Source organism: Arcobacter vandammei (genome assembly GCF_016106035.1).
GTDB classification, from domain to species: domain Bacteria; phylum Campylobacterota; class Campylobacteria; order Campylobacterales; family Arcobacteraceae; genus Aliarcobacter; species Aliarcobacter vandammei.
The window spans coordinates 1-24,662 of record NZ_JADKPZ010000015.1; the positions used below are offsets into that span (position 1 = coordinate 1).

Consider the following 24,662-nt stretch of genomic DNA (forward strand, 5'->3'; position numbering starts at 1 on the left):
GCAAACAACCCAAATTAAAGTACGCATTTATAAAAGAGCATGATAAACAGTACACAATCAGAAGAATGTGTACTGTTTTAAGAGTTCATCCAAGTGGGTATTATAAATGGTTAAAACAACCAATTTCAAATCTTGAAATAAAAAATCATAAAATTTTACAAGAGATAATAAAAGCATATAAAGAATCAAATGGGATTTATGGATATAGAAATATCCATAAAGATTTGAAAGCTTCAAATATCAATGTAAATAAGAAAAGAGTTGCTAGACTTATGAAAGAGGCTAAACTATTTGGAATCGGTACATATAAAAGAAAACCCAAACATAAGGCAGGAGCGATTCATAAAGCACATCCAAACCATTTAAAACAATGTTTTTTAACATATAAACCAAATGAATCTTGGGTTAGTGATATTACATATATAAAAACATATGAAGGATGGCTATATTTAGCTACAGTTATAGACCTTTATTCAAGGAAAGTAATTGCCTGGGCAACAGGGCATAGACAATCAACTTCTTTGATAATTGAAGCTTTGAAAAAAACGACTCATAGAATTAAAAATAATAAATTAATTCTACACTCTGATCAAGGTAGTCAATATAGTTCTTATGAATACCAAACATTTTTAAAATATCATAATATTATACCAAGTATGAGCAGAAGAGGTAATTGCTATGATAATGCAGTTGCTGAAAGTTTTTTTAAGACATTAAAAAAAGAGTTAGTTAGAAAAACTATATTTCATACAAGAGCAGAAGCTAGAGATAAAATATTTGAATATATAGAAATGTTTTATAACTCAAAAAGAAGACATAGTTTTTTAGATTTTATAAGTCCAAATGAATTTGAGAAAAGATACAATGATAATGTTACTAAACCTAAGGTGTTAACTGATTAAAAAAGTGTCTACAGTCTTGGGGTCATTCCAACTTGATCAATTATCGGTAATAAAATATCAAACTTATCTTTTATAGATGAAAGATAAAAAAGTGAGCTATTCATCTGCTTTTTATTCATTGCATGCCCTAATTTTTTATAATTTCCTATGTTGTATCTATTCTTGAAATTTTCATCTTTATTGGTAAAATCATCTAAAAGTTTAAGTCTCTCATCATTTTGATATGTTTTTAAATGGTGCAATATTCCCTTTGTTTGAGAGCTAAGTGCATTACCAATAATTTTAGAGAGTATTGTATAGCTTGGTATTTCAATATTCAGCTTTTTAGAATAGTCAACTAATGAAAAAAATATCTTTTTTCTATGAGTAAAATTATTTGCTAACTCTACTGCATAGTGTACCAACTTTGCACTAATTTCAGTGGTATACTCATTTACACTCAAATAAGACTTGATAAGTTGCTTGTATCTTTGGAGTGTTCTTTGATTTTCTAAAAGTTGAGTGACATCTATCATTGATAATTGGTATTTATCAATGATGTATTTCAAATCCTCACTATCAAATGCAACTACTTCAAAAAATTTATTTGTTGCTTTAAAATATCCAAACATCAATGCAAATGTTGCAAATGCTTCATCATTTCCCAAAAGTAATGCTTGTTTATATATTGCATTTGGTAAATTGAAAAAATAGTTCCTTTCATTACTAGAAGTAAATTCAGGTGCCATTTCAAACCTTTTTTTGTCTTGTTCTGTTAAATAGTCAATTCTTGCCATGTAAATCCTTTATTTTTAATGTTCATATATTTTATGTGATAAATTATTTTAAATATCATTGATAAAACAATGCTATTTACACTATAATTAATTAACTTAAATCCTTTTCATTAAATGAGGTGAATTTTCATGAAAACTACTGCCTATCTTAGAATTTCTACAGTTGATCAAGATATAGAAAAAAACAAATCTGATATTTTAAAATTGGCTAATGAAAAACGACTTGGATATGTTGAATTTATTGAAGAACAAATATCTGGAAAAGTATCTTGGAGGAATAGAAAAATATTTGCAATCATTAATGAAGCTAAAAAAGATGATGTGATAATTGTAAGCGAACTCTCTCGTCTTGGAAGGAGTATGCTGGAGATTATGGAAATCCTCTCTATTGCTACTCAAAAACAACTCAAAATTTATTCAGTGAAAGGTGATTGGCATTTAGATGGCTCAATCCAAAGCAAAGTGATGGCAATGGTATTTTCAATGGCATCAGAAATAGAGAGAGATCTCATTTCATCAAGAACAAAAGAAGCATTACGATTTAAAAAAGAGAATGGGATAAAACTTGGTCGACCAAAAGGACCAGGTAAAAGTAAACTGGATAAATTCAAGCCAGAAATTGAAGCTCTTTTATCAAATGGATCAACTCAAAAATTTATTGCTAATCGATATAACACTACAGAAGCAAATCTATATAATTGGATGAAAAGACACAATCTGAAAAAATCATAAAATTAAGCTACTTTTAAATCGCTTGTCGCTTTTGGTACCTTTATGTAAAGATAGCCTATATCACATAAATCACTCTTTTAAAACCATACCCTAAAGATTGGTAGGGGGACTTAGATTATCAATAGGTAATTGAACGCTTTTATATTGTATACGCAGTAAACTGGCTACTTGGGAACATTTGGGAAAAATGCGACAAAGAAATTTAAAGATAGCTTAAGCTTTATTTCTCAAGTACCCTTTTAGCGTACTCTCTTAGCTCACCAGTTGGTGAAATATATTTGTATAAAGTTGCTCTTGTTATTTTTAATTCTTTGCAAAGTTCAGTGACACTCGTATCTCTATTTTTCATGGCAACCTCTGCAAGTCTCACTTGAGCTTTTGTAAGATTGAATTTTCTTCCACCCATTCTACCTCTTGCCCTTGCAGCTGCAATTCCAGCTTTTGTTCTTTCACGAATCAGTTCTCTTTCAAACTCAGCTAAAGCTCCAAATATTGAAAATATCATTTTACCAGCAGGTGAAGTTGTATCAATATTAACCCCTTGACCACTTAGCACTTTAAATCCAATATTTCTTTTTGCAAGATCCTCAACTATGGATATAAGATGTTTTAGATTTCTTCCAAGTCTATCTAGCTTCCACACAACTAAAGTATCACCATCTCTTAAAGCTTTAATGCAATTATCTAATCCAGGTCTTTCATCTTTACTTCCTGAGATTTTGTCTGTATAAATATTGTTTTCATCAACTCCAGCATTTTTAAGTGCATCGATTTGTAAATCTAATACTTGTGAATTATCTGATTTTGAAACTCTGGCATATCCAATGAACATTTTTTTCTCCTCGTAAAAAAGTGTATCTCAAACGACCGTTTAATATACATTCAAAAATATCTCTCTAAAGAACCTATATAATGTAAATTAACATATAAATTATTCAAATTATATTAAATATCATATAAAATAAGTATAAATTACAATTTTAAGGAAAGACAATGTCAGTATTACAAATTCTCACAAAAGATGAAATTAAAAACTTTGAATCAGCTCCAAAATTTGATTTGCTTGCAAAAAATCACTTTTTTAAAATGACTGATGCTCTTAACCATATGACAATGGAGATGAAAAATGATTCAAATAAAATTTTGTTCATTTTAATGTATGGGTATTTTAAAGCTACCAATAAATTTTTTGATATTCAAAGAGATGATGAAAATTATTTGTACATAGCTACTAGAAACAATTTTGATTCATTTGATTTTCGTGTTGTGACTCCAAGAACAATTCAACGATATAAACAACTTATCAAATCAAATCTCTTTATCAATGAATATACTTTAGATATTGAATCACAACTAAAACACCATGCCATTGAACTAGCGAATAATTTTACTAATCGTAAAAAAATCTTTTTTTCACTTGTAGATTACTCAAAAAAGATAAACATTGAAGTACCTAGCTATTTTGCCTTGTCAAAACTTATTGAGTTTGCACTCAATTATCAAACAAAAAGTATTCTGCTTCATCTAAAAACTTTTCAAAAAGATAAAAGACTAATGCTTCTTGATGATTTTACCAATAAAGATGAAAATTATACAAACAAATATAACATCAATAGCTTCAAAAAATTAGGACACTCTACTAAGAAAAAGGAGATGAATAATTCAGTAGTACAACTAAACACCATCAAATCCAAATTTGATATGCTCAAACCAATTATTGATGAAGTTGGTATTACAGATAAAATTGCACAGTATCACTCAAAATGGATTGAGCAAATTAAAATGTTTCAACTTACAAGAAAACAACAGTTAGAGCAACAATTTTTACTTCTTTCGTTTGTAAAATATCAATATTTTATCAGAAATGATAACCTAATCGATAGATTTATTGCTATTATGCAAAGTACTAAAAGCTCTCTTCTTCGCCATCAAAAGGATCTTCACTTTGAAAATGAACCTAAACAAAGGGCTTTAGTGCAATCTTTAGAGGATTCAAATCTTTCAATTTTAAATGATGTGAGTAGTATTGTTAACAATGAAAAGCTTAGTGACAGAGATAAAATCATTGCCCTAAGAGCACTCGTTGAAACTAAAACACAAAATTTAAAAACACTTTTAGTGGAAAAATCTCTAATTGAAACTTCAAATTTAGATCGATTTGATTTTCTTGAAAAAGGATCACAATCACTTCAAGGAAAATTATCTGGAGTAGTTAAATTAGTAGAGTTTGATGAGAAATCATCTAATAAAAATCTACTAACTGCTATCAAATATTTCAAAGAATCATCTAATATAAAACAAGATGCACCATTGAGTTTTTTAGATGATGAAGAACAGCAGGTAATATTTGATAGTGAAGGGAAAATAAGGGTCTCACTCTATAAAGCATTTTTATTTGTTCATCTTAGTGATGGGATACGATCAGGGATTTTAAATCTCAAATACTCCTATAAATACAAAAGCTTTGAAGATTATTTAATCTCTAAAGATGAGTTTATAAGCAATAAAAAAGAGCTACTCAAATATCATGAATTGGAACATCTTGAAGATTTCGATACTTTTATAAAACCAATTATCCAAAAACTTGAAATGAGCTTTGCAAACACCAATGAACGAATTGAAAAAGAGCTCAATATCTATTTTAAACCTACACCAGATTCGTTTATTCTCACTACTCCAAAATTAGAAAAAACAGATCATCAATTAGAACACACTATTGGAAAATATTTTCCACAAGCAGAGTTTATATCTGTAATTGATCTGCTCCATTCGGTGCAAATAAAAGCAGATTTTTTAGATTCATTTAAACACTATTCACTCCAAAATACACCTATTAAAAAACTTGAACCAAATCTGTTATATGCTTCAATTGTTGGATATGGTTGTAATATCACACTTTCAAAGATGGCAAAAATATCTAAAGGGATCAGTGAGAATCAACTTGATACTACCACTACATGGTACTTAAGTGAAGAAAATACCATGGAAGCAAATGATAAAATTGTTGCATTTATCGATTCACTTGATATTGCGAAATTACTACAGCATGATCCTAAGTATAATCATACATCAAGTGATGGGCAAAAGTATAATATGAAATCATCAATCGATTCAACTAATGCTGGATGGTCTCATAAATATTTTGGATTAGATCAAGGTGTTATTGTTAACACTTTTATAGATGAAAAACATCGATTGTATTACTCTGTTGTTATCAATGTAAGTGAAAGGGAAAGTGGATATGTAATTGATGGACTTATGCATAATGATGTTGTTAAAAGTGATATCCACAGCACCGATACACATGGTTTTTCAGAAGTTATATTTGGAATAACTCATTTGTTAGGATTTGCATTTGGACCAAGGATTAAAAACTTTAAAGATCAACAACTCTATGGAATCTTTTCACCAAAATACTATTTACAAAAAGGATATCAATTAGTTCCAAAACGAAAAATCAACTTTGAGATTATCAAAGAACATTGGGATGATATTTTAAGATTTATCCTTACGATAAAATCAAGAAAAACAACAGCTTCACAATTACTCAAGCGACTTACATCTTACTCAAAACACCATAAACTCTACACTGCAATTAAAGAGTTTGGAAAAATTATCAAAACCGATTTCCTCCTTACCTATATCGATGATGTGGAGCTTCGTCAAAGGATTGAAAAACAGCTCAATAAAATAGAAGCTTCAAATCGTTTTTCAAAAGCAGTATTTTTTGGAAATAATGCAGAGTTCATATTCGCTTCTCAAGAGGAGCAAAATATCGCAAATAATTGCAAACGACTTATCCAAAATTCTGTGATACTTTGGAATTACCTCTATATTGATAAAAAACTAAGAGATGCTAAATCTCAGATTCAAAAAGATGAAATCATTGATGCAATCAAAAATAGTTCCATAGTTCACTGGACTCATATCAATTTTTATGGCACATATGACTTTACAAAAGTTGATAAAAAAGTGAGTGCAATGATCAGTTAGAATAGAATATTTATGAAATTGAGCTAGAAATCGTTTTTGGAGTTGAAAGGGTATCTTTTATGGGAAAATCAATTCTAGAGGCTCATAGAGCAAAGTATCTGATTTTAAGGTTAATTTAAAATTCTTTGTCGCATTTTTCCCAAATGTTCCCAAGTAGCCGTAATTCAAGTTAGATTATATAACTTGCTAATATGTTTTGATACAGTATTTCTACTAAGTCCTGTGTCTTGTGCGATTTTCTGAATATTGAATTTTCCATTAGCTTTTTTATTAATATTTAAAAATAGATACTTTTTGTATTGATTAATTATTTTGTTTTAGATATACTAATAGTATTTAAAATTAGATACTAGAAAGGTCAAATATGTATTCACCATTTCCTTATGATAGATTACCATCAAAAGATGAATTTTTTGGAAGAACTACTGAGCTTGAAAACTTAAGTCAAATTGTTGATTATTCAAATAATGCTTTAATATATTCAAAAAGAAGAATGGGGAAAAGTTCTTTGATAAAAGCACTATTTAATAAATATGAAGATAATTATATTTGTTTATATAGTGATATTTTTGATATTACATCAAAAGAGGATTTTATATCAAATCTTTTAAAAGCACTTGCAAACTATAACAGTAAAAAATTTGATATAAAAGGTGCAATCAAAAATCTTACTTCTTTATTTAAAAGAGTTAGATTTGAGCCATCAATTGATACAAATACTCTTGAATACTCAATAAAACCAAATATTACAAGTTTAAGTTTTGAAGAGATGATGGATGAGTTTTTTTCATCTCTAGATGAACTATCAAAAAAATCTAAAGTTGTTTTAGCAATAGACGAGTTCCAACAAATTGCAAATATTACAGATGTAAAACTTGATGCGATTTTAAGAAAATATATTCAAAATAGAAGTAATATATCTTATATATTTTTGGGTTCAAAAAGACATATGCTAACATCACTTTTTGAGTATAAAGCACCACTTTATGAAATGGCGAATCATATAGAGCTAAAAGCACTTAAACTAGAAGATGTGTTTAATTATGCAACAAAGCATATAGATATTCGTTTTGAAATGTGCGAGTATATTTATAGTTTAAGTGATGGCGAAACAAAATTAATCCAACAAATTTTGCATATACTGTTTATAAAAAAAGAGAAAGTAGATGAAAAAGAGCAGATAAATATAGTTTTAAAAGAGATAATTGGTTCAAAAGATTCTAGCTATAGACTACTTTTTGATACATTAGGAAATAATCAAAAAATAGCACTTAAGATTGTTGGTAAATATAAAAGTGGAATATTTTCTCAAAGTGTGTTAGAAGAGTTTAATATCAAAAAACAAACACTACAATCAAGTGTTGAAGCACTTTTTAAACAAGAACTAATAGATAAAAATGATGATAAATATTTTATTCCAGACAGAGTTTTTGAGCTTTGGGTAGAAGGAATTTAATATCCAAAGGTGGTTTGCACAGTTTATTTTATCAATCTTTTTGCGAAAAACCCGTTCTTTAGGGCGAGGTGAGTTCACACCTAGTTAACACTACTTAACTAGCACACCACCTAGCAACTCAAAAGTTCTATTTTTAACATCTTCTGTTACTTGCTGGTCAAGATGTAGGTACTTTCTAGTAGTTGTTATATCTTCATGATCTAAGAAGTGCTGAATCTTTACTATATCAAAATTTGCAACAGCAGATAGGTAGCTGGCTGTTGTATGCCTTAACATGTGTGGACCATTTTTATCTTTTTTAGCAATACCAGCTGCTTCTCTTGTACTATTTACTAAAGTGTAGATATATCTATCATTTAGTTGTTTTCCAGTTGAAGTTGAAAATAAAAAAACATTGTTATTTGTATTTGCTAAATATTCATTATAGTCATTTTTTACAAGTTCATACGCAATACTAATATTTCTTGTTTTATTACCTTTACCAATGATTTTAAAGTCTAATCTATTATCTTTTTCACTAACTATTAAATCATCTTTTTTAATATCAATAAGCTCACCTACTCTCATTCCTGTAAGAACTAATATTTTAAGAGCCAGTCTATTTCTATGTTTTGTTTGTCCTCTCCAAGGCATTTTATCTATAGTCTCAAGGAATTTATAAAACTCATCATAAGGGTTTAGATATGCAAGTTTTTTCTTCTCTTTTCCAATTACTTTTATTACATCTTTATGAAGTCTAAATACATGACCAGAGCCTGCTTTATCGTCTTTTATATAATTTTTTGATTCTATAAAAGATAGAAAATTCTTTATTGCAACATAGTTATTTACCTTTGAAGCATAAGAGTAGTTTTCTAGCTCTTCTGACAAATAGTGCTTTAATACATTTGCATTTATTTGTGATAATTTCTCAATTCCATTCTCAATTAAAAACTCATAAAATAGCTTATTTGGATTAAAATAAGTCTTTGGACCTTTAAAACCATTTCTTCCTAAAGCATTAATAATCTCTCTCATCTCTTCAAAATTATCTTGTTTCATAAAATCTTTTACAAGACTTCTATGGAGTTTCATATCTTTAATCTTTCTTTTTGATTGATTTTTAAAAACATCACTCATATATGGAATAAACCAGTGCATATAATTTTGTTCAAAATCATTAAATGGCTCAAACTCTAATACATCTTCAATAAAAATATTTCTTATCATTCCATTTCCTTTTTTACTTACATGATTCTTATTAGGTTAGTTCTTGCATTTTCAATAATAAAATCTAATGCTAGTTCAAGATTATCAAAAACTTCATCGTAGTCTATTTCAAAAAAACTTCCTTCAAATTTCCATATATTTTCATCTGGAACATAGTATAGACTTCCTGCGTAAAACTCTCCATCTGAAATTGCAAATTTTGTTTCAGATTCTTTTCTAATCTCATATCTATTACTTTTAAATATTTTTGAATAGATGTATCCTTGTTCATAGTTAGTTATTTCAAGATTTTTTAAATCTTCAACGGTTTTTACTTCCAAGTTTATCTCCTTAATATAGATATTTGAAATATATCTGAAATTATAGCAGAAAATAGCTATTTTATATACGGAAAATACTATATTTTCCGTATATAATGAAGAATTCAATATTTTTTTTGCTGTTATTTATCTACATTATTAAAATATTAAATTTAACTTAAAAATAAAATGCTCTAAAAAGACATTTTGATGTATAATAATATATTCCTAAACATAAAAGGCTTTTAATCAAAAGTATATTTTCCGTATTCTTTTAATTTTTACAATTTTTTGATATTTTTTTGCTTTTCTCTTTTTGTGTTGTACAATTTTATCAATTCAATGCATTGGAAGATATTTTACGCCTAAAGGATAAAAATGAATAATTTAAATGAGTCGATACAAAATTCTGACAACGAAGCAACAAAAAAAGACAAAAATGTTTTTTTTAAAGCTTATTGTTGAGACGCATGCACTTGGCCACACAAATGCATAAACATTTGGCCAGTTGAATAGTTAAAAAGTATTCTTGGTGTATTGTAACATAAGTGGCCAAATGTTTTTATTTTTTTGCTAAATATTCTCTCATAGAACTACCTTTTAATTCCAATTTATGTGCAGTATGAATAAGTCTATCCATCATTGCATCGGCTATTGTTTCATTTCCTAAATATGCATGCCAATCTTTTATTGGAAGTTGAGCTGTTATAATTATTGAACCATTAAATACTCTATCTTCTATAATTTCAAATAAATCATTTACTTCATCAGGTCTTAAAGCAGATACTCCAAAGTCATCTAGAAGTAAAAGTTTAAATTTTGAGATTTTTGCTAAAGTTTTTGTATAATTTCCTGCCATTCTTGAAACTCTAATTTCTTCAAGTAAGTTTGAAACTCTATAATACTTTGTTGTATATCCTAAATCAATTGCTCTTCTTGCAAGACATTCTATCAATATGATAAATAGAGCTTTGAATGCAGGAATATATGCTGATTATCTTCTTGTAGATAGTTGGTATGCAAAACCAAATTTTATCAATGAAGTCAAACAAAATGGTCTTGATGTGATTGCAAGAGTTTCAAAATCAAACAAAATTTGGCAATTTATAGGGAATTCAAAAACCCTTGAATCACTTTATAATCAAACTAAACATCATAAATGTTCAAAACTAGGTAACTATAATTCTATCAAATATAGCTATGTTTCTGCTATTGTTACTCATAAAACACTTGGAAAAATCAAAATAGTTTTTATAAAAACAAAAGATAATCTTATACCAATAATTTCTACAAATATAATTTTATCAGATATAGAAATTATCAATACATACAAAAAACGATGGAATATAGAACAAGGATATAAAGATTTGAGAGAATATTTTCAATTTGGTAAAGAGGAGAATCGAATTTATGAAGCTTTAATAGCTAGAATAACTCTATCATTCCTTGCTTATAATCTAACAAGCTACATTAACCGAATCAATAATGAACCACAAACATTAGGAGAACTTTTCAGAAATTTAGAGTGTCAGCTTGAAACCCTTGCAATTTCGATGGAACTATTTATAAAAATATTAGAACAACTAGTTCAAGCCCAAGAAATTGTCAAGAGAAATAAAGATTTGGAACAGATTATCCTAATGCTCAGGGTTTACACTAAAAAACAGTTAGGTTTTATCTGCGAAAGTTGAGTAATTAATTATAAGATTTATATTATATTTATAATAATAAATATATAATAGAAGCTTTATTTACAAGTTTAAAAAGAGTTCTTGAGAGAGATTATGGAATTTAAAAAACCAACCATTTTAGTTGTTGATGATATGACAACAACACTACTTTTACTTCACGATTTGCTAAAAGATACTTATGAAGTAAAAATTGCAAAAAGTGGCACAAAAGCTCTTGAAATTTTAGAATCACCAAATGATATAGATTTGATTCTTTTAGATATTGAGATGCCTGATATTAATGGTTATGATGTTTGTAAAAGAATAAAAAACAATGAAACTATAAAAAATATTCCAATAATTTTTATAACAGGAAGAACAAGCCAAGAAGATGAAGAGTATGGATTAAACTTAGGAGCTATTGACTATATTACAAAACCATTTAACAAAGCTATTGTAAAACTAAGAATAAAAAACTATCTTGATTTAAAAATTAAAAATGATATGCTTGAAAAATTATCTATGTATGATGGTTTAACAAATATTAAAAATAGAAGATATTTTGATGAAACTTTTAAAAAAACATTCAGTGAAATAAAAAGAGATAAAAAATCTTTAGCTGTTTTGATGATAGATATAGATTTTTTTAAACCTTATAACGATAACTATGGTCATGGACAAGGAGATGAGACTTTAAGAAAAGTTGCAAAAGCTCTTGAAAAAACTATAAAAAGAGCATCTGATTTTGTTGCTCGTTATGGTGGTGAAGAGTTTGTAATTTTATTAAAAGATATAAACAAAGATGGTGTTGAAGCAGTTGCAAATAATCTTTTAAATGCTGTTCGAGAGTTAAAAATCACTCATGAATTTTCAAAAATAGAAAACTATGTAACAGTAAGCATTGGAGCATCTTTTTACAACTCAAACTCTGATGTTACAAAACTAGAGTTACTGCTAAAAGCAGATGAAGCTTTATATAATGTTAAAAATAGTGGTAGAAATAATTTTGCAATCTTAGAGGTTTAGTTATGAAAAATTACTCTTTAAAGTATAAGTTTTTAGGTTTAATAATTTTTTTATTTTTAAGTTCATTTAGCTCTTTGGTTTATATTTTTTATGATTTTCAAAAAGAGAGATTAATTCATGCAAAAGATGACAATACAAATCAAATAGAGAATTTTTTTTATAAAACTATAGAAAAAAATCTAAAAAACTACTCTTTTGATATTAGTAAAAAATTTTTAGATGATTCTGATATGATAGAAGCATTTAAACAAAAAGATAAAAATAAGTTAGAACAATTAGCTTTCCAAAAATATAAGCATCTTACAATAAAAGATCCATATATAACTCAAATGAACTTTTTTTTAAAAGATGGTACACATTTTCTTCGTTTACACAAATTAGATTACTCTGGTGATAATTTAATAAACTCAAGACCTATGTTAAAAAAAGCACTTGAAACACAACAAGCTCATTTTGGTTTTGAAAAAGGATTTACTGGTTTATCATATAGAGTTACAATACCTTTATTTGATGAAAACAATGAATTTTTAGGAGCTTTTGAAATAGGCACTTCTTTATCAAAAATAATGTACTCAGTAACTTTTTTCAATCATATTCAGGGTGCTATTTTTGAAAAAGATACAAACCAATTTACAAATTCTAATTTTCCTATTGATTCAAAATTCCTAGAATTAATAAAAGATTTCAAATATGAAAAAGTAAATCGAGATATTGTGTTTGACAATAAACATTTGACTCTACAATTTTTTAATTTAACTTCATTAGATGGTGAATTTTTGGGAAACTTTATATTTGCTCATGATTTAACTCAACACTATACAGATTTTGAAAATAGATTAACAAAGATTTTTTTAATATCTTTATTTACAATTTTTATTATTTATTTGCTAATTCTTTATATTTTTAATCTATTTTATAAACAAATCTCTATTCAAAAAAATAGAGCAGAAAAGATATTAGACTCTTCAAATAGTATAGTAATAGTTACAAAAAATGGAAATGAGCTAATCCAAGTAAACACATCTTTTTCAAACTTCTTTAATTTTAAATCTATTGATGAATTTAAACAACATTATAGATGTATTTGTGACCATTTTATAGAAGAAGCAGGTTATTTAAAAACAAAAATGGGAAACTTGTTTTGGGTAGAATATATTTATACTCATCCAAACAAAACTCACTTTGCTAAAATAAAAAAAGATGTAAATACACATATTTTTAAAGTTTATGCAAAAAGATTAGATGAAAAAAGTTTAAACAATAATGAATATGTAGTTACATTTGAAGATATTACTCAAGAGCTTGAAAATGAAGAGTTATTAAAACAGAGTTTAAAATACAATCAAGCACTATTTGATAATACACCTGTTGCTATATTCTTATCTTCATCTAATAGAGTTATCTTAAATTTAAATAAAACTGCTTGTGAAATTTTTGGTTATACAAAAGAGGAGCTAATTAATCAAAGTTTTGAAAGAATTCACTTTTCAAAAGAGTATTTTGATAAATTCGCACTAGAGTATAAAAAATTTGAAAACTCTATTTTAACAAATTTTGAGTTTCCTCTTAAACATAAAAATGGGAATACTATTTTTTGCTCTCTTTTTGGTACACCTCTTGATAATAGTGATTTATCAAAAGGATTTATTTGGACACTATTAGATATTACAGAGAAAAAACTTGCAGAAAAAGCTTTGATAAAAGAGAGAAATCTTTTTTCTAGTGGTCCAGTTGTGGTAGTTGAGTGGGAATTTGATAAAAATTGGCCTGTAAAATATATATCATCGAACTGTGAAACAGTTTTAGGATATACAAAAGATGAGATGCTTTCAGAAGATTTTAATTATTCATCAATAATTCATAAAGATGATTTAGAAAGAGTTTCAAAAGAGGTTAGTTTTTATACAAAAGATAAAAACTCTTATGAGCAGTCTTATAGAGTTCGTCTTAAAAATGGAGAGTATCGTTGGTTTTATGATTTTAACCAAGTAATAAAAAACTCTTCTGGAGAGATTGAAGCTATAAGAGGATATATGTTTGATCAAACTCAATTAAAAGAGAGTGAAATAATATTACAAAAAATGAATGAAGATCTAAAACTTCAAAAAGATATTGCACAAAAAGCAAATGAGTCAAAAAATCAGTTTTTGGCAAATATGAGTCATGAAATGAGAACTCCTATGAATGCAATTATAGGTTTAAGTGAACTTTTGGCGGATACAAAAATTGATGAAAAACAGTATGATTTTATAAAAAAAATAAATACTTCTTCTAAACTACTTTTAGGAATTATCAGTGATATTTTAGATTTTTCAAAAATTGAAGCAGGTAATTTTGATTTAGATTTAAAAGCTTTCTCTTTGGATAATTTATTATCTCAATTAAATGTAGTTTTTTCTCACATTGATAATTACAAACACATTGAACTATATTTTTACAATAAATCAGGAAATCCAAAAATTGTTTTAAGTGATGAGTTAAGAATATTGCAAGTTCTAACAAATTTCATAAGCAATGCTTTAAAATTTACAAATAAGGGAAATATTACTTTAAAGATAGAACTTCTTGAAAAAATATCTGAAAATAGTGCAAAAATAAGATTTAGTGTTCAAGATACAGGAATTGGAATGAGCAAAGATGAAATTTCAAATCTATTTAAACCTTTTGTTCAAGCAGATAACTCTACAACTAGAAAATATGGGGGAACTGGATTAGGATTATCAATCTCGGAAAGAATAGTAAACTCTTTGGGTAGCACAATAGAGGTACAAAGTCAAAAAGATGTAGGAACGGAATTTAGTTTTACTATAAATATGGAAGTTTTAGAGTGGTCAAAAGAAAATTTACTAAATAGTAAAAAATTTAAAATTTTGATAGTTGATGACCAAGAAATTTCAAGAGTAATATTAAAAGATATTCTAGAAAATTTTGATTATGTTACTTATGAAGCAAAAGATGGAATTGAATCAATAGAGATGGTAAAAGAAGCTGAAGCTTCAAATGAACCTTTTGATTTTATTCTTATGGATTGGAATATGCCTAGATTAAATGGAAAAGAAGCAATTAAAAAAATTTATGAATTGTATAATCAAAAAGAGATTAAAAAAAATATTCCGTCTATTTTAATGGTTTCAGCTTACTCAAAAGATGAGATAAATTTGGATGATGTCCATATTGATAACTTCTTAACTAAACCTGTTACGAGTTCGACTCTTTTTGATGCCTTAGCACAGATAAAAAAAGGGATAGTAAAAGAGGTAAATTCTTCAGATATACATAAAGATGCTCCAAATCTTTTTGGTTTAAAAATTTTATTGGTTGAAGATAATGAAATAAATCAAGAAGTAGCTTCAATGTTTTTACAAAAAGCACAAATTGAAGTAGATGTTGCAAACAATGGTTTAGAAGCGGTTGAAATATACAAAAAGAATCAAGGAAAATATGATTTAATTCTAATGGATTTACAAATGCCTATTTTAAGTGGTTATGATGCAACAATACAAATTCGTGAATTTGACAAAAATATTCCAATAGTTGCTCTTACTGCTGCTGCTATGATAGAAGATAAGGAAAAAGTACTAAAATTTGGAATGAACGATCACTTAAGTAAGCCAATAAATAGCAATGAGCTATATAATACAATTATTAAATACTCAAAAAAAATAACTAAAAAAGACCTTATATTTTCTAAATCACAAAGTGATGAAAATATTGTTTTAGATTGGGAATTCTTAGAAAAATCTTTAAGTAATAAAGAACTAATAAATAAACTTTTAAATAAGTTTATTGAACAACTAAACACAGATTTTGCTTCTATTGTAGAAAAAGTTAGAGAAAATAGTATTGATGCACCATCTTTAATTCATGGATTAAAAGGTGTTAGTGGAAATTTAGGAGCAAATTCTCTTTTTGAAATTTGCAAAAAAATAGATAGTAAATTTAAAAACAAAAATGCAGTAAATTCAGTAGAAATTTCAACTTTAGAAGAAGAGATAGCAAAAGTTAAATTTGAACTAAAACATTTAGATAGTACAAAAAACCAATTAAATAAGGAAAATATAAATATTTTAAGCAAAATAGAGTTCAAAGAGCTTATAAATAGTATAAAAAAAGATTTAAAAGATGGTAGTGTAATCCTTGAAGAAACTTTAGAAAAACTATACTTAAATTTAAAAAATAGATTAAGCAATCAAGATATAAAAACTTTAAAAGATTTTATTGATGATTTTGAATACTCTAAAGCTTTAGATATTTTAGAAAAGTTGGATGTTTAATATAATTACTCAACTTTCGCACATAAAACCTAACTCTTTTTGAGTGAAAGCACTTATAACTACGATAATTTGAAGTAAATCTTTATTTCTCTTGACAATTTCTTGGGCTAACTAGTTGTTCTAATATTTTTATAAATAGTTCCATCGAAATTGCAAGGGTTTCAAGCTGACACTCTAAATCTCTAAAAAGATTACCTAATGTTTGTGGTTCATTCCAAAAACCATAAGCTAATTAATATCTCGTTTTCAAAGTTTAATATGCTTACATCCTCTCCTTAAAAGAAGAGGTTTTTTGCATTAAGAGGATAAATCCTATCACACCAACCCAACTTTGCCAACAACCTTACCTAAGATTTGAATAGTATCAAGTTCACTATTTTGTATTATTTCACTATTATAGTTTTTATTATCACTTATTAACTCTATTGAGCCATCTAATTTTAAAGATACTCTTTTTACTAGTAATCCTATATTTGTTGAAATAATAAATATTCCACCTTTTGAAATATCTGTATTATTTTTTTCAAATAAAATTACTTCTTTATTTAGCAGTGTTGGTTCCATTGAATCACCTATAACATTTAATGCAATTATATATTCAGTATTTGAGTTGTTTGATTTATATAAAGAGTTTAATATCTTTTTATCAATATTTAGATACTCAAAATTCTCATCATAATTAAATCCACCACCTCCAGCACTTGCATTGATTTCATTAAAATATTTTATTCTTGAATATTTTTCTGTTTGTTCTTCTAGTGATTTTGGTAATTGATCAAATAAAACCCAATTAATAGATATTTTTCTTATTGCACAAAACTTTGCTATCTCTTCATATGGAACAGAGTTTTTTTTCTTTAGAATTGATAGAGATTGTTTTGAAAGATTTAAAGCAGCTGCTACATCTTTATCAAATACTCTTTTATTATCTAATTCATTTGATAATATATCTTTTATTTTATCAATAATCTCATTTATATCCATATTTTTTACCTTTAGTTAAATATTATTTAACTTTTTTATTCATATTTGCAATTATAATTATAATTCCTTTAATTAAATATAATTTTGGGATAAATATGAAGATACATTTGGATTTAGATTGCTATTTTGTAAGTGCTGAGAGAACTAGATACCCTTTTTTAAAAGATAAAAATGTTGTTGTTGCTAAAAGTAGTGATAAAAAGATATTTTCTAAAGATAAAAAACAAGGTGTAATTCTTGGTGATACTGGAGCATTTAATAGTGTATTAGAGTTTAGAAACAATTATGATGCTAATAATATATTAAAAGCTTGGAGAGATGAGTTTTTAGATGAAAATGGTGAAATTCATGGAATAGTAATTGCAAAAAGCTATGAGTGTAAACCTTATGGTATAAAAACAGGAACTCCATTAAGAGAAGCAATATATATGTGTCCTAATTTAATCATTATTCCTAGTGATCATCTATTTTATCAAGAACTATCTCAAAAGCTAAAAGCATATCTTGAATTTAAAATACCTATACTTGAACAATACTCAATTGATGAGTTTTTTGGAGATTTAAATGGTTGGATTAAAGATAGTGATACATTAGATTTTATTAAAGATTTAAGAGATGAAATAAAAGCTAAATTTGATCTTCCTATTACCATTGGAGCTAGTTGTAGTAAATGGATAGCAAAACTTTTAACTGATTGCGTAAAGCCTTTTGGAGTAATAGCACTAGAGCAAGAAAAAGTTTTTGATTACACAAAAGATATTAGTGTAAATGATTTTCCAGGTGTTGGAAGTGCAATAGGTAAAAAATTAAGTGATTATAGAATTCAAACATTAGCACAGTTAAGAGAACGACCTAATTTACTATATGCTTATGGAAAAACTGGAAGAGATTTATATGAGAGAATTTGTGGAACTGATAACGACAAAGTAATACCATATAATGATAGAAGAGGTATTGGAATTAGTAGAAATTTTAAAGCAATTATTGCTAGAGATGAAATTTATAGAAGAGTAATTATACTTGCCAGATATCTAAGTTATACAATTACAAAATTAAAATTAAATCCAACTACTTTTTACTTTAAAATTAGATATGAGTATGGATTAAAAAACTCTCAATCAATTACTGAAAATAGACTATTTAATGAAAAATTTCTAATAGATTTATCAAAATCAATGATAAAAAAATTAGATAATAGATTAAACTATAAAATCCACTATATAGCAATAAGTGCATCTAACTTTGCAAATTCATATAGTAACTTAAAAACATTTTCAGTAATAGATTATAAAAAAGATCTAAAATATAAAGCATTAAATGAAAACCTATTAAAAGTAAGAGACAAATATGGTGTTGATATTATTAGATATGCTAGTGAAGAGTTGAATGGTTAAATGATATAAATATTATTTTATTCAAAAATTTAAAAATTCAGTAAAAAAAGTAACATTGATTTATATTCAAAAAAATATTTAAATTTCCAATTATAAAATAGCTAAATCTATAAGTGTAATTATAACTGGTTTATAGCAAGTTATTAAAGTTGTATTTACCAACTTATTCAAAAATTACACAAAAAAGAGATTTTTTGTGTGGTAGCTTATATTATCGAAGAGGATTGATAATAAAGTCAGTATGTTTTCCATAAAAAAGTGTGTATTTTATATAATATTTTTGTTTTCAAGTATCTCATTTTCTACACTACTTTCAATAGATTCTAAAGATAGCTCTTTAAAAGACTTTTTACCATTTAAATTAATTTTTTCATTATTCAAGAAATTAAGAACTATATTGTATTGTTCCCACTTCATCCCTTTGAATATTTTATCCCATGCTTTTGCACCTTTTTCATTCTCATGCCCAAAATTAGGAAATTTTCTTTTCAAATGTGATATAACTGGTCCAGCTATTGGCATAAATTTTTCAGGGTTAATCCAAAAAAGTCCAGTTGTTAATTTACTTAGTCCTACACCACTAATGTCAAGACACTCATTAAATTTTTCTTCAATATTTAAATTCTTATCTTCAGGTATTGCAAATATAAATAATTCATTTAATTTAGTAATATCTTTTTCATTTTCTGGATTTCCACCCCAGTAAAACCAACTATTTTGATTGTTCATGGTAGGTATTCCACTGAAATCGCTTGGAAGATTACTTGTTAATTTAAGCTTATCTTTTAAATGTATTAATACTTTAATTCTATTCTCAAATTTTACATCTCTGTTAAAAGTCCCAAAAAATGTAAACAAATCTAAAGCGATAAAATTTCCATTTTTATCTTTTAAATAATTTATTTGACAATTCTCACAATCTTTAAGTAAATTAACTAAATCTTCAGTATTTTTATCCTTTATTTTTTCTACTATTTCTTTATATATTTCCACCCAAGTAAAGTTACTCATCTCACACACTCCTTTAATTTATTTAATATTTTAACCATCGCCAAAGTATCAAGTTTACAATACTCTAAAAGCAATCTCTATATCTTTGTTTCAACTTTTCATCATCTATTTTTGATAAATTTGCAAAAGCTTCCATAGCTTCACCACCATTATGGATTAAATCTAACTCTTTATAAGCATTTTCAAACTCAGGAACAAGTGATGGAAGTACATATTTGATAGAATAACTTCCTTTCATATTTGTATTATAAATAAACTACTAGACATATTTTTGTCTAATTAAAAAATTCTTGTTTTTTGTCATTTTTTTTATACTTTCTACTATTAAATCTACAACATAATACATTTTTTTAATATCCAAAGTTTCTAATATATCATTTTCTGAATGATAGTTTGGATTTCTAAAATGTGCAGTATCTGTTACCATAATAGCCTTATATCCAAACTTCCAAAAATTTAGATGGTCAGATACTGTTATTTGATTTGTTGGTGTTGGAATCATAGCTTCCACATAATCTATTTTTTTATCAATTTTTTCAAAATCAAATTCATTCATAAATTCTTGTGATTGTTCATCGCAAACCATAGCTATAAAATTTCCTTTTGAAATATCTGCTTGTTTTTTTGTAATAAACATTGATAACTTTGATAAATCTACATTTTCATTTGTGTAATAACCTATCATTTCATAATTTATCATACCTATTACATCTATTTTATTATCAAATAAATATTTAGTATAGATATAACTTCCCATATTTTCAGTTCCATAATATGGTGGTTCTTCTAGTGTAAAACATACAAAATCAATTCTAATTGGTAATAGATTTTTTATCTCATAAAGTTGTTTTGCTGTTTGAATAAGTCCTGCAACTGCACTTGCATTATCATCTGCTCCTTGAAAATCTCCACATACATCATAATGAGCACCAATAATTAATCTTTTTTCATACTGTGGATTTAAAGTTGCTATTACATTTTTATATTCATTATTATCAACTACATAATTTTGAAAAGAAGTTTCTAAACCTATATCTTTAAATCTATCATCAAGATACAAAGCTACATTATTTAGTGAATCAATATTTCTATAATTTCTTGGTGGTTGTATTTGTGTTAAGTATTTTAGTGTTTTTACCATAACTATCCTTGTTAAATTTGTAAAATTTTACAAGAAAAAAAGGACAGAACTATGTCTAATTATTTATTTTTTCACTTAACATAATATTTTTATTTAATACCTTTGCACTAGGAACTACATTTGAAGAAAGATTTAAATGCACATCTTGATCATCAAAGAAAATATCTGCACCAAAGGCTTGAAGTATCTCATATTTATCTGTTCCTCCAAGAAAAAATGCTTCATCAACTCTTACTCCCCAAAGATTAAAAGTTTTAATTACTCTTTCGTGAGTTGGAGCTGATCTAGCTGTTACTAAAGCTGTTCTAATTGGAGATTTATCAGTAGGAAATTTTGCTTGTATTTTTGCAATAGTTAAAAGAAGTTTTGCAAAAGGTCCCATTTCAAGTGGATTATTTCTATTCTCTTTTTCATGTTCTATAAAAGCTTCTAATCCATGATTTTTATATACAAGTTCTGATTCTTCACTAAATAAAACAGCATCACCATCAAATGCTATTCTTACTTGCTCATTTGAAATATTATGTATATTTTCATTTGAATGTAATATTTTGGCAGCTGCAACACCATTTTCAATTGCATTTAAAACATCATTATCATCAGCACTCAAAAATAGATCTACTTTAAAAGCTTTTAAATAGTTTGAAATATTTGTTCCACTTGTCCAAGCAGACCTTATAATATCTAGTTTTAAATCATTTATAGCATTTGTTATTCTAAGGCTTGTAGCTGCATTATTTTTTGATAAAATTATTACTTCTACTTGCCTTTCATCACTAGAAAAGAAACTATTTATTTTTAAGATATTTTCAACAAGTCTATAACCTGTACCTTTTTTTAAAGATTTATCTTCATTTTCTAATTGGTATTTATAATAAGCATCTAATCCATTTTTTTCAAATATTTGATTCTCTTCTTCTAAATCAAACAACGCTCTTGAGCTTATTGCAATTACTAATTTATCGTTTAGGTTATATGCCATTTTTTGATTCCTTATATTTTTGTTTAATTTATTCTTTTTGTATCTTCAAATCCAAAAATAAAATCTTCATATTTTATTATCTCAATATCTTCGTTAAGTGACGTTTCATCATAGGTAATTAACTTGTATTTATATTTTTTTTCACTATCAAAATTTTCAAATGCTCTAAATTCTCTTTGTCTTGTTTTCTCATCTTCTATATTATATGATACTTGATAAAGTGAGTTTTCACATCTAAAATCTATCTCATAGTTCTCTTTTATATATGTAAGCTCTTCACAAAATTTATTTAGTACAACAAATACTTCATTTTCTAACATAACTCCATTATTTATAGTTCTACTTATACCTAAATTTAAAAAACCATTATCACTAAGATATAGTTTTTTAGCAGATTTTATTTGCTCTGTCATCTTAGTATGATACGACGAAATTGTATGGATTAAAAAATTATCTTCAAAATAGTTTATATACTCTTTTATAGTTTTTGCATCTATATTTATTTTTTTTGCTAAACCTAAATAATTAAGTGATGAAGTTGCATTTGATACTATATAGTAAAACAGATCTTTTAGTTGTGATGAGTTTTTTATATTGTATCTTGGAACAATATCCTTAAAAATGATATCTTCTGCAATATTTTTTAGTATATCTTTTTTTATTATCACATCATCTGTACTTATTACATCATAATATCCACCCCATTTAAGATACTCATCTTTTGCTCTAGATATTTCTATTTTATTTGATATTTGTTCTATTCTAGAGCCATAAGAGATATTTTTAAATTTTAAAAACTCTGTAAAGCTAAAACTATGAACAGATATTTTAAGAACTCTTCCAGTTAAAACAGTTGCAAAATCACTTGTAAGTAGTGATGAATTTGAGCCTGTGATAATAAATTTGATATTGCTATTTTCATATTTTGATTTTACAAATACTTCCCAATTTTTAAATATTTGTATCTCATCTATAAAAAAATAGATTTTTTCTGATAAGTTTGGATTAGCTAATTTTAGATAATTATCAAATATTTCTGCTAAATAACTTGCATCTTGTTTATAAGGAATAAACTCTGGTTTTTCAAGATTTATGAAAAATATATTTTTTGCTTCAACAGTTTTTAAAAGCTCTTTTATCATAAGCTTTGCTAGAGTGCTTTTACCAACTCTTCTTGCACCAATAAGTGCTAAAATTTGTTTTACAGTTAAGTATGAAACTGCTTTTGGCAATAATTCACGACTTATAAAATTATCATAAGCACTTAAATTGTTCCAGTGTGGGTTATCTTCTAAAAGAATTGATTCCATATATTTTATCCTTTTTAGGAATGTATTCTGTATATTAGCATATTATTTATAAATATTTTAACAATTTTTTAATTCCTTCTATAAATTTTTGCTCTCTTTTAATAATTTTGTTTCAATATCAAGAGGAACTATTTTGATTTCTGTATTATCAAAATATTCAAATATTCTATTATTTTCTAAAAAATCTGATTTTGGATAATAAATTTTTAAACTCATAAGTTCACAAATTTCATCTATATAATTCTCTTTTTGTTCTTTTAAAAATATATGCTTATAAGCAAATAACTGATAAAAATCACTTTGTGAAAACTCTTTATCACTCTCTATTAATTTCCATTTTGCATCTGCTATACAAATAACTTGATTATCTTTTTTGATTAAAAAATCAGGTCTTACAGTAAATAGTTTTTTTACAAAAACAACTCCACCATTTTGAGCTTCTATTTGAAGATGTGGATATTTTTTTTCGAGCCACCACTCTACAAAACATTCAAAAAGTTTTTCCATTGGATACAAAATAGCAAATGCAACAGTATCTCCACTAAAAGAGCTAAATGACTCTTTTTTCAAAAATACTTTAGACCAAATCAGAGCATTTTTGTAGTGTTCCATTCCACGACCTGTTTTAACCATAGAAAAATCTTTATCAATATTAAGTGATAAATCAATCCAATTCATATGTTCTAAATATTGTCTTATTTTTCTTTGGTTATTAAAATCTTTTGAAAGATTTGATAATAGTTTTAAGGTTGATTTTATAAGTCTATTTTCTGCTCTATTTTGATTATACTCATCATATTGTACATAAAATCTCTCTTTATGAACACTATTTCTTTTTATTTGCTCATTTATTAAAAGTTTTCCTTTGAGATAAAAAAGATTATCTTCAAACCCTACATAATCAGACTTTATCCCTTTTTTTATAATAATTCCTACTTCTTCTAAAAACATAAAAATAAATATTTCAAAAATCTCTAAATTTTTAATTAGTTCAAAATTTGCACTATCAATATTTTTATAATTTGGCAATTTATAAAGTAAATGTAAAAGTTTCATAAAGATTTGTTTTGATTTTTCTACATCATTATCTTTTACAGTTTTTGGTAATATCTCAAGAATAAATCCACTTGTCGTTTGAATAGTTCCTACATAACTTTTTGCTTGTAAATATCTACCATTTCCAGTAAATTGTAAAACATCTTTACCTTTATCTGTTTTAGCAAAAGATTCTAACTCTTTGTAAAAATCTGAGCAAACTTGAGTGGATAAAAACTTACTAGATGGTTTTTCTCCAATTCCAATAAGTCCAAATTCGCTAATAGTTGCTTTATTCTTCATTTTCTAAATTTTTGTATATATTTATAAAGTGTTCTTTTGTCCAAGTGCTATCATCACTTACTTTATAAGTAATTTTATTTCTGATTTTATCTTCTATTTTTTTTGATAAATATGATTTATTCTCAGTATTTGGAATTATAAATCCATTTTGATTTAAAACTAAAT

The 24,662-nt window shown here is 26.2% G+C and carries 19 protein-coding genes and 1 pseudogene; 8 read left to right on the forward strand and 12 right to left on the reverse strand.

The features are described 5' to 3' along the window. Window positions 1–902 (forward strand): IS3 family transposase (locus IQC44_RS08950; protein WP_198306026.1); only part of this gene is annotated, 902 nt, incomplete at its 5' end. An 8-nt stretch (window positions 903–910) separates the two neighbouring features. Here IQC44_RS08950 and IQC44_RS08955 read toward each other — a convergent pair. After that, the gene (locus IQC44_RS08955) at window positions 911–1,678 is read right to left on the reverse strand and encodes a DUF4158 domain-containing protein (protein WP_198306027.1); all 768 of its coding nucleotides are present in this window, start codon (window positions 1,676–1,678) and stop codon (window positions 911–913) included. A gap of 129 nt (window positions 1,679–1,807) precedes the next feature. On the opposite strand from IQC44_RS08955, the gene IQC44_RS08960 reads away from it, so the two are divergent. After that, the gene (locus IQC44_RS08960; protein WP_141050928.1) at window positions 1,808–2,410 is read left to right on the forward strand and encodes a recombinase family protein; all 603 of its coding nucleotides are present in this window, start codon (window positions 1,808–1,810) and stop codon (window positions 2,408–2,410) included. A 220-nt stretch (window positions 2,411–2,630) separates the two neighbouring features. On the opposite strand, the gene IQC44_RS08965 is transcribed toward IQC44_RS08960, so the two are convergent. Then, window positions 2,631–3,242, reverse strand: coding sequence for a recombinase family protein (locus IQC44_RS08965; protein ID WP_138154205.1), 612 nt, complete (start codon window positions 3,240–3,242; stop codon window positions 2,631–2,633). 161 nt (window positions 3,243–3,403) lie between these two features. Here IQC44_RS08965 and IQC44_RS08970 point away from each other — a divergent pair, with 161 nt between their 5' ends. Together IQC44_RS08970 and IQC44_RS08980 are read left to right on the forward strand one after the other, a co-directional pair. Further along, window positions 3,404–6,403 (forward strand): Tn3 family transposase, encoded by a 3,000-nt coding sequence (locus IQC44_RS08970; RefSeq protein WP_198306028.1) that lies wholly within the window; start codon window positions 3,404–3,406, stop codon window positions 6,401–6,403. Between the two features lie 364 nt (window positions 6,404–6,767). Then, window positions 6,768–7,859 carry an AAA family ATPase gene (locus tag IQC44_RS08980; protein ID WP_198306029.1) on the forward strand — a complete coding sequence of 364 codons (1,092 nt, stop codon included), beginning with the start codon at window positions 6,768–6,770 and terminating at the stop codon, window positions 7,857–7,859. Between the two features lie 90 nt (window positions 7,860–7,949). On the opposite strand, the gene IQC44_RS08985 is transcribed toward IQC44_RS08980, so the two are convergent. The 3 genes from IQC44_RS08985 to IQC44_RS08995 all read right to left on the reverse strand — a co-directional run bounded on the left by IQC44_RS08985 (window position 7,950) and on the right by IQC44_RS08995 (window position 10,322). After that, window positions 7,950–9,068: a tyrosine-type recombinase/integrase gene (locus tag IQC44_RS08985; protein WP_198306030.1), complete on the reverse strand. Its 1,119-nt coding sequence runs from the start codon at window positions 9,066–9,068 to the stop codon at window positions 7,950–7,952. 17 nt (window positions 9,069–9,085) lie between these two features. Further along, window positions 9,086–9,388: a hypothetical protein gene (locus IQC44_RS08990; RefSeq protein ID WP_198306031.1), complete on the reverse strand. Its 303-nt coding sequence runs from the start codon at window positions 9,386–9,388 to the stop codon at window positions 9,086–9,088. 541 nt (window positions 9,389–9,929) lie between these two features. Next, a complete protein-coding gene (locus tag IQC44_RS08995; protein ID WP_198306032.1) occupies window positions 9,930–10,322 on the reverse strand; it encodes an ATP-binding protein in 393 nt (130 codons plus the stop codon). A gap of 16 nt (window positions 10,323–10,338) precedes the next feature. On the opposite strand from IQC44_RS08995, the gene IQC44_RS09000 reads away from it, so the two are divergent. From IQC44_RS09000 to IQC44_RS09010, 3 genes are all read left to right on the forward strand, one after another. Then, on the forward strand, window positions 10,339–11,058 hold the full coding sequence (locus tag IQC44_RS09000; RefSeq protein WP_198306033.1) for a transposase: 720 nt from the start codon (window positions 10,339–10,341) through the stop codon (window positions 11,056–11,058). A gap of 93 nt (window positions 11,059–11,151) precedes the next feature. Next, window positions 11,152–12,063, forward strand: coding sequence for a GGDEF domain-containing response regulator (locus tag IQC44_RS09005; protein WP_198306034.1), 912 nt, complete (start codon window positions 11,152–11,154; stop codon window positions 12,061–12,063). Window positions 12,064–12,065: 2 nt separating this feature from the next. Next, window positions 12,066–16,337, forward strand: coding sequence for a response regulator (locus IQC44_RS09010; protein ID WP_198306035.1), 4,272 nt, complete (start codon window positions 12,066–12,068; stop codon window positions 16,335–16,337). Window positions 16,338–16,652: 315 nt separating this feature from the next. Here the strand turns inward: IQC44_RS09010 and IQC44_RS09015 are convergent, their stop codons facing one another. After that, the gene (locus IQC44_RS09015; RefSeq protein WP_198306036.1) at window positions 16,653–17,321 is read right to left on the reverse strand and encodes a LexA family transcriptional regulator; all 669 of its coding nucleotides are present in this window, start codon (window positions 17,319–17,321) and stop codon (window positions 16,653–16,655) included. 95 nt (window positions 17,322–17,416) lie between these two features. On the opposite strand from IQC44_RS09015, the gene IQC44_RS09020 reads away from it, so the two are divergent. Further along, entirely contained in the window at window positions 17,417–18,715 is a 1,299-nt protein-coding gene (locus IQC44_RS09020) for a DNA polymerase Y family protein (protein ID WP_198306037.1), read from the forward strand. A 267-nt stretch (window positions 18,716–18,982) separates the two neighbouring features. Here the strand turns inward: IQC44_RS09020 and IQC44_RS09025 are convergent, their stop codons facing one another. The 6 genes and pseudogenes from IQC44_RS09025 to IQC44_RS09050 all read right to left on the reverse strand — a co-directional run bounded on the left by IQC44_RS09025 (window position 18,983) and on the right by IQC44_RS09050 (window position 24,497). Further along, entirely contained in the window at window positions 18,983–19,726 is a 744-nt protein-coding gene (locus tag IQC44_RS09025) for a hypothetical protein (RefSeq protein ID WP_198306038.1), read from the reverse strand. Continuing rightward, window positions 19,723–19,967: pseudogene (locus tag IQC44_RS09030) on the reverse strand (DUF2779 domain-containing protein); the annotation flags it as partial. The pseudogene IQC44_RS09030 and the gene IQC44_RS09025, both read right to left, overlap by 4 nt. 18 nt (window positions 19,968–19,985) lie before the next feature. Continuing rightward, the gene (locus IQC44_RS09035) at window positions 19,986–20,867 is read right to left on the reverse strand and encodes a M28 family peptidase (RefSeq protein ID WP_198306040.1); all 882 of its coding nucleotides are present in this window, start codon (window positions 20,865–20,867) and stop codon (window positions 19,986–19,988) included. Between the two features lie 55 nt (window positions 20,868–20,922). After that, on the reverse strand, window positions 20,923–21,849 hold the full coding sequence (locus tag IQC44_RS09040) for a 5'-nucleotidase (RefSeq protein ID WP_198306041.1): 927 nt from the start codon (window positions 21,847–21,849) through the stop codon (window positions 20,923–20,925). A 23-nt stretch (window positions 21,850–21,872) separates the two neighbouring features. Beyond that, the gene (locus tag IQC44_RS09045) at window positions 21,873–23,159 is read right to left on the reverse strand and encodes an ATP-binding protein (RefSeq protein ID WP_198306042.1); all 1,287 of its coding nucleotides are present in this window, start codon (window positions 23,157–23,159) and stop codon (window positions 21,873–21,875) included. A 78-nt stretch (window positions 23,160–23,237) separates the two neighbouring features. Continuing rightward, window positions 23,238–24,497, reverse strand: coding sequence for an McrC family protein (locus IQC44_RS09050; protein ID WP_198306043.1), 1,260 nt, complete (start codon window positions 24,495–24,497; stop codon window positions 23,238–23,240). Between the last annotated feature and the right edge of the window lie 165 nt (window positions 24,498–24,662).

What these genes read in the sequence shown, in the direction of transcription:
- IQC44_RS08955 (WP_198306027.1), bottom strand. Translation starts at nt 1,678, where the DNA reads ATGGCAAGAATTGACTATTTAACAGAACAAGACAAAAAAAGGTTTGAA.
- IQC44_RS08960 (WP_141050928.1), top strand. Translation starts at nt 1,808, where the DNA reads ATGAAAACTACTGCCTATCTTAGAATTTCTACAGTTGATCAAGATATA.
- IQC44_RS08965 (WP_138154205.1), bottom strand. Translation starts at nt 3,242, where the DNA reads ATGTTCATTGGATATGCCAGAGTTTCAAAATCAGATAATTCACAAGTA.
- IQC44_RS08970 (WP_198306028.1), top strand. Translation starts at nt 3,404, where the DNA reads ATGTCAGTATTACAAATTCTCACAAAAGATGAAATTAAAAACTTTGAA.
- IQC44_RS08980 (WP_198306029.1), top strand. Translation starts at nt 6,768, where the DNA reads ATGTATTCACCATTTCCTTATGATAGATTACCATCAAAAGATGAATTT.
- IQC44_RS08985 (WP_198306030.1), bottom strand. Translation starts at nt 9,068, where the DNA reads ATGATAAGAAATATTTTTATTGAAGATGTATTAGAGTTTGAGCCATTT.
- IQC44_RS09005 (WP_198306034.1), top strand. Translation starts at nt 11,152, where the DNA reads ATGGAATTTAAAAAACCAACCATTTTAGTTGTTGATGATATGACAACA.
- IQC44_RS09010 (WP_198306035.1), top strand. Translation starts at nt 12,066, where the DNA reads ATGAAAAATTACTCTTTAAAGTATAAGTTTTTAGGTTTAATAATTTTT.
- IQC44_RS09015 (WP_198306036.1), bottom strand. Translation starts at nt 17,321, where the DNA reads ATGGATATAAATGAGATTATTGATAAAATAAAAGATATATTATCAAAT.
- IQC44_RS09020 (WP_198306037.1), top strand. Translation starts at nt 17,417, where the DNA reads ATGAAGATACATTTGGATTTAGATTGCTATTTTGTAAGTGCTGAGAGA.
- IQC44_RS09025 (WP_198306038.1), bottom strand. Translation starts at nt 19,726, where the DNA reads ATGAGTAACTTTACTTGGGTGGAAATATATAAAGAAATAGTAGAAAAA.
- IQC44_RS09035 (WP_198306040.1), bottom strand. Translation starts at nt 20,867, where the DNA reads ATGGTAAAAACACTAAAATACTTAACACAAATACAACCACCAAGAAAT.
- IQC44_RS09040 (WP_198306041.1), bottom strand. Translation starts at nt 21,849, where the DNA reads ATGGCATATAACCTAAACGATAAATTAGTAATTGCAATAAGCTCAAGA.
- IQC44_RS09045 (WP_198306042.1), bottom strand. Translation starts at nt 23,159, where the DNA reads ATGGAATCAATTCTTTTAGAAGATAACCCACACTGGAACAATTTAAGT.
- IQC44_RS09050 (WP_198306043.1), bottom strand. Translation starts at nt 24,497, where the DNA reads ATGAAGAATAAAGCAACTATTAGCGAATTTGGACTTATTGGAATTGGA.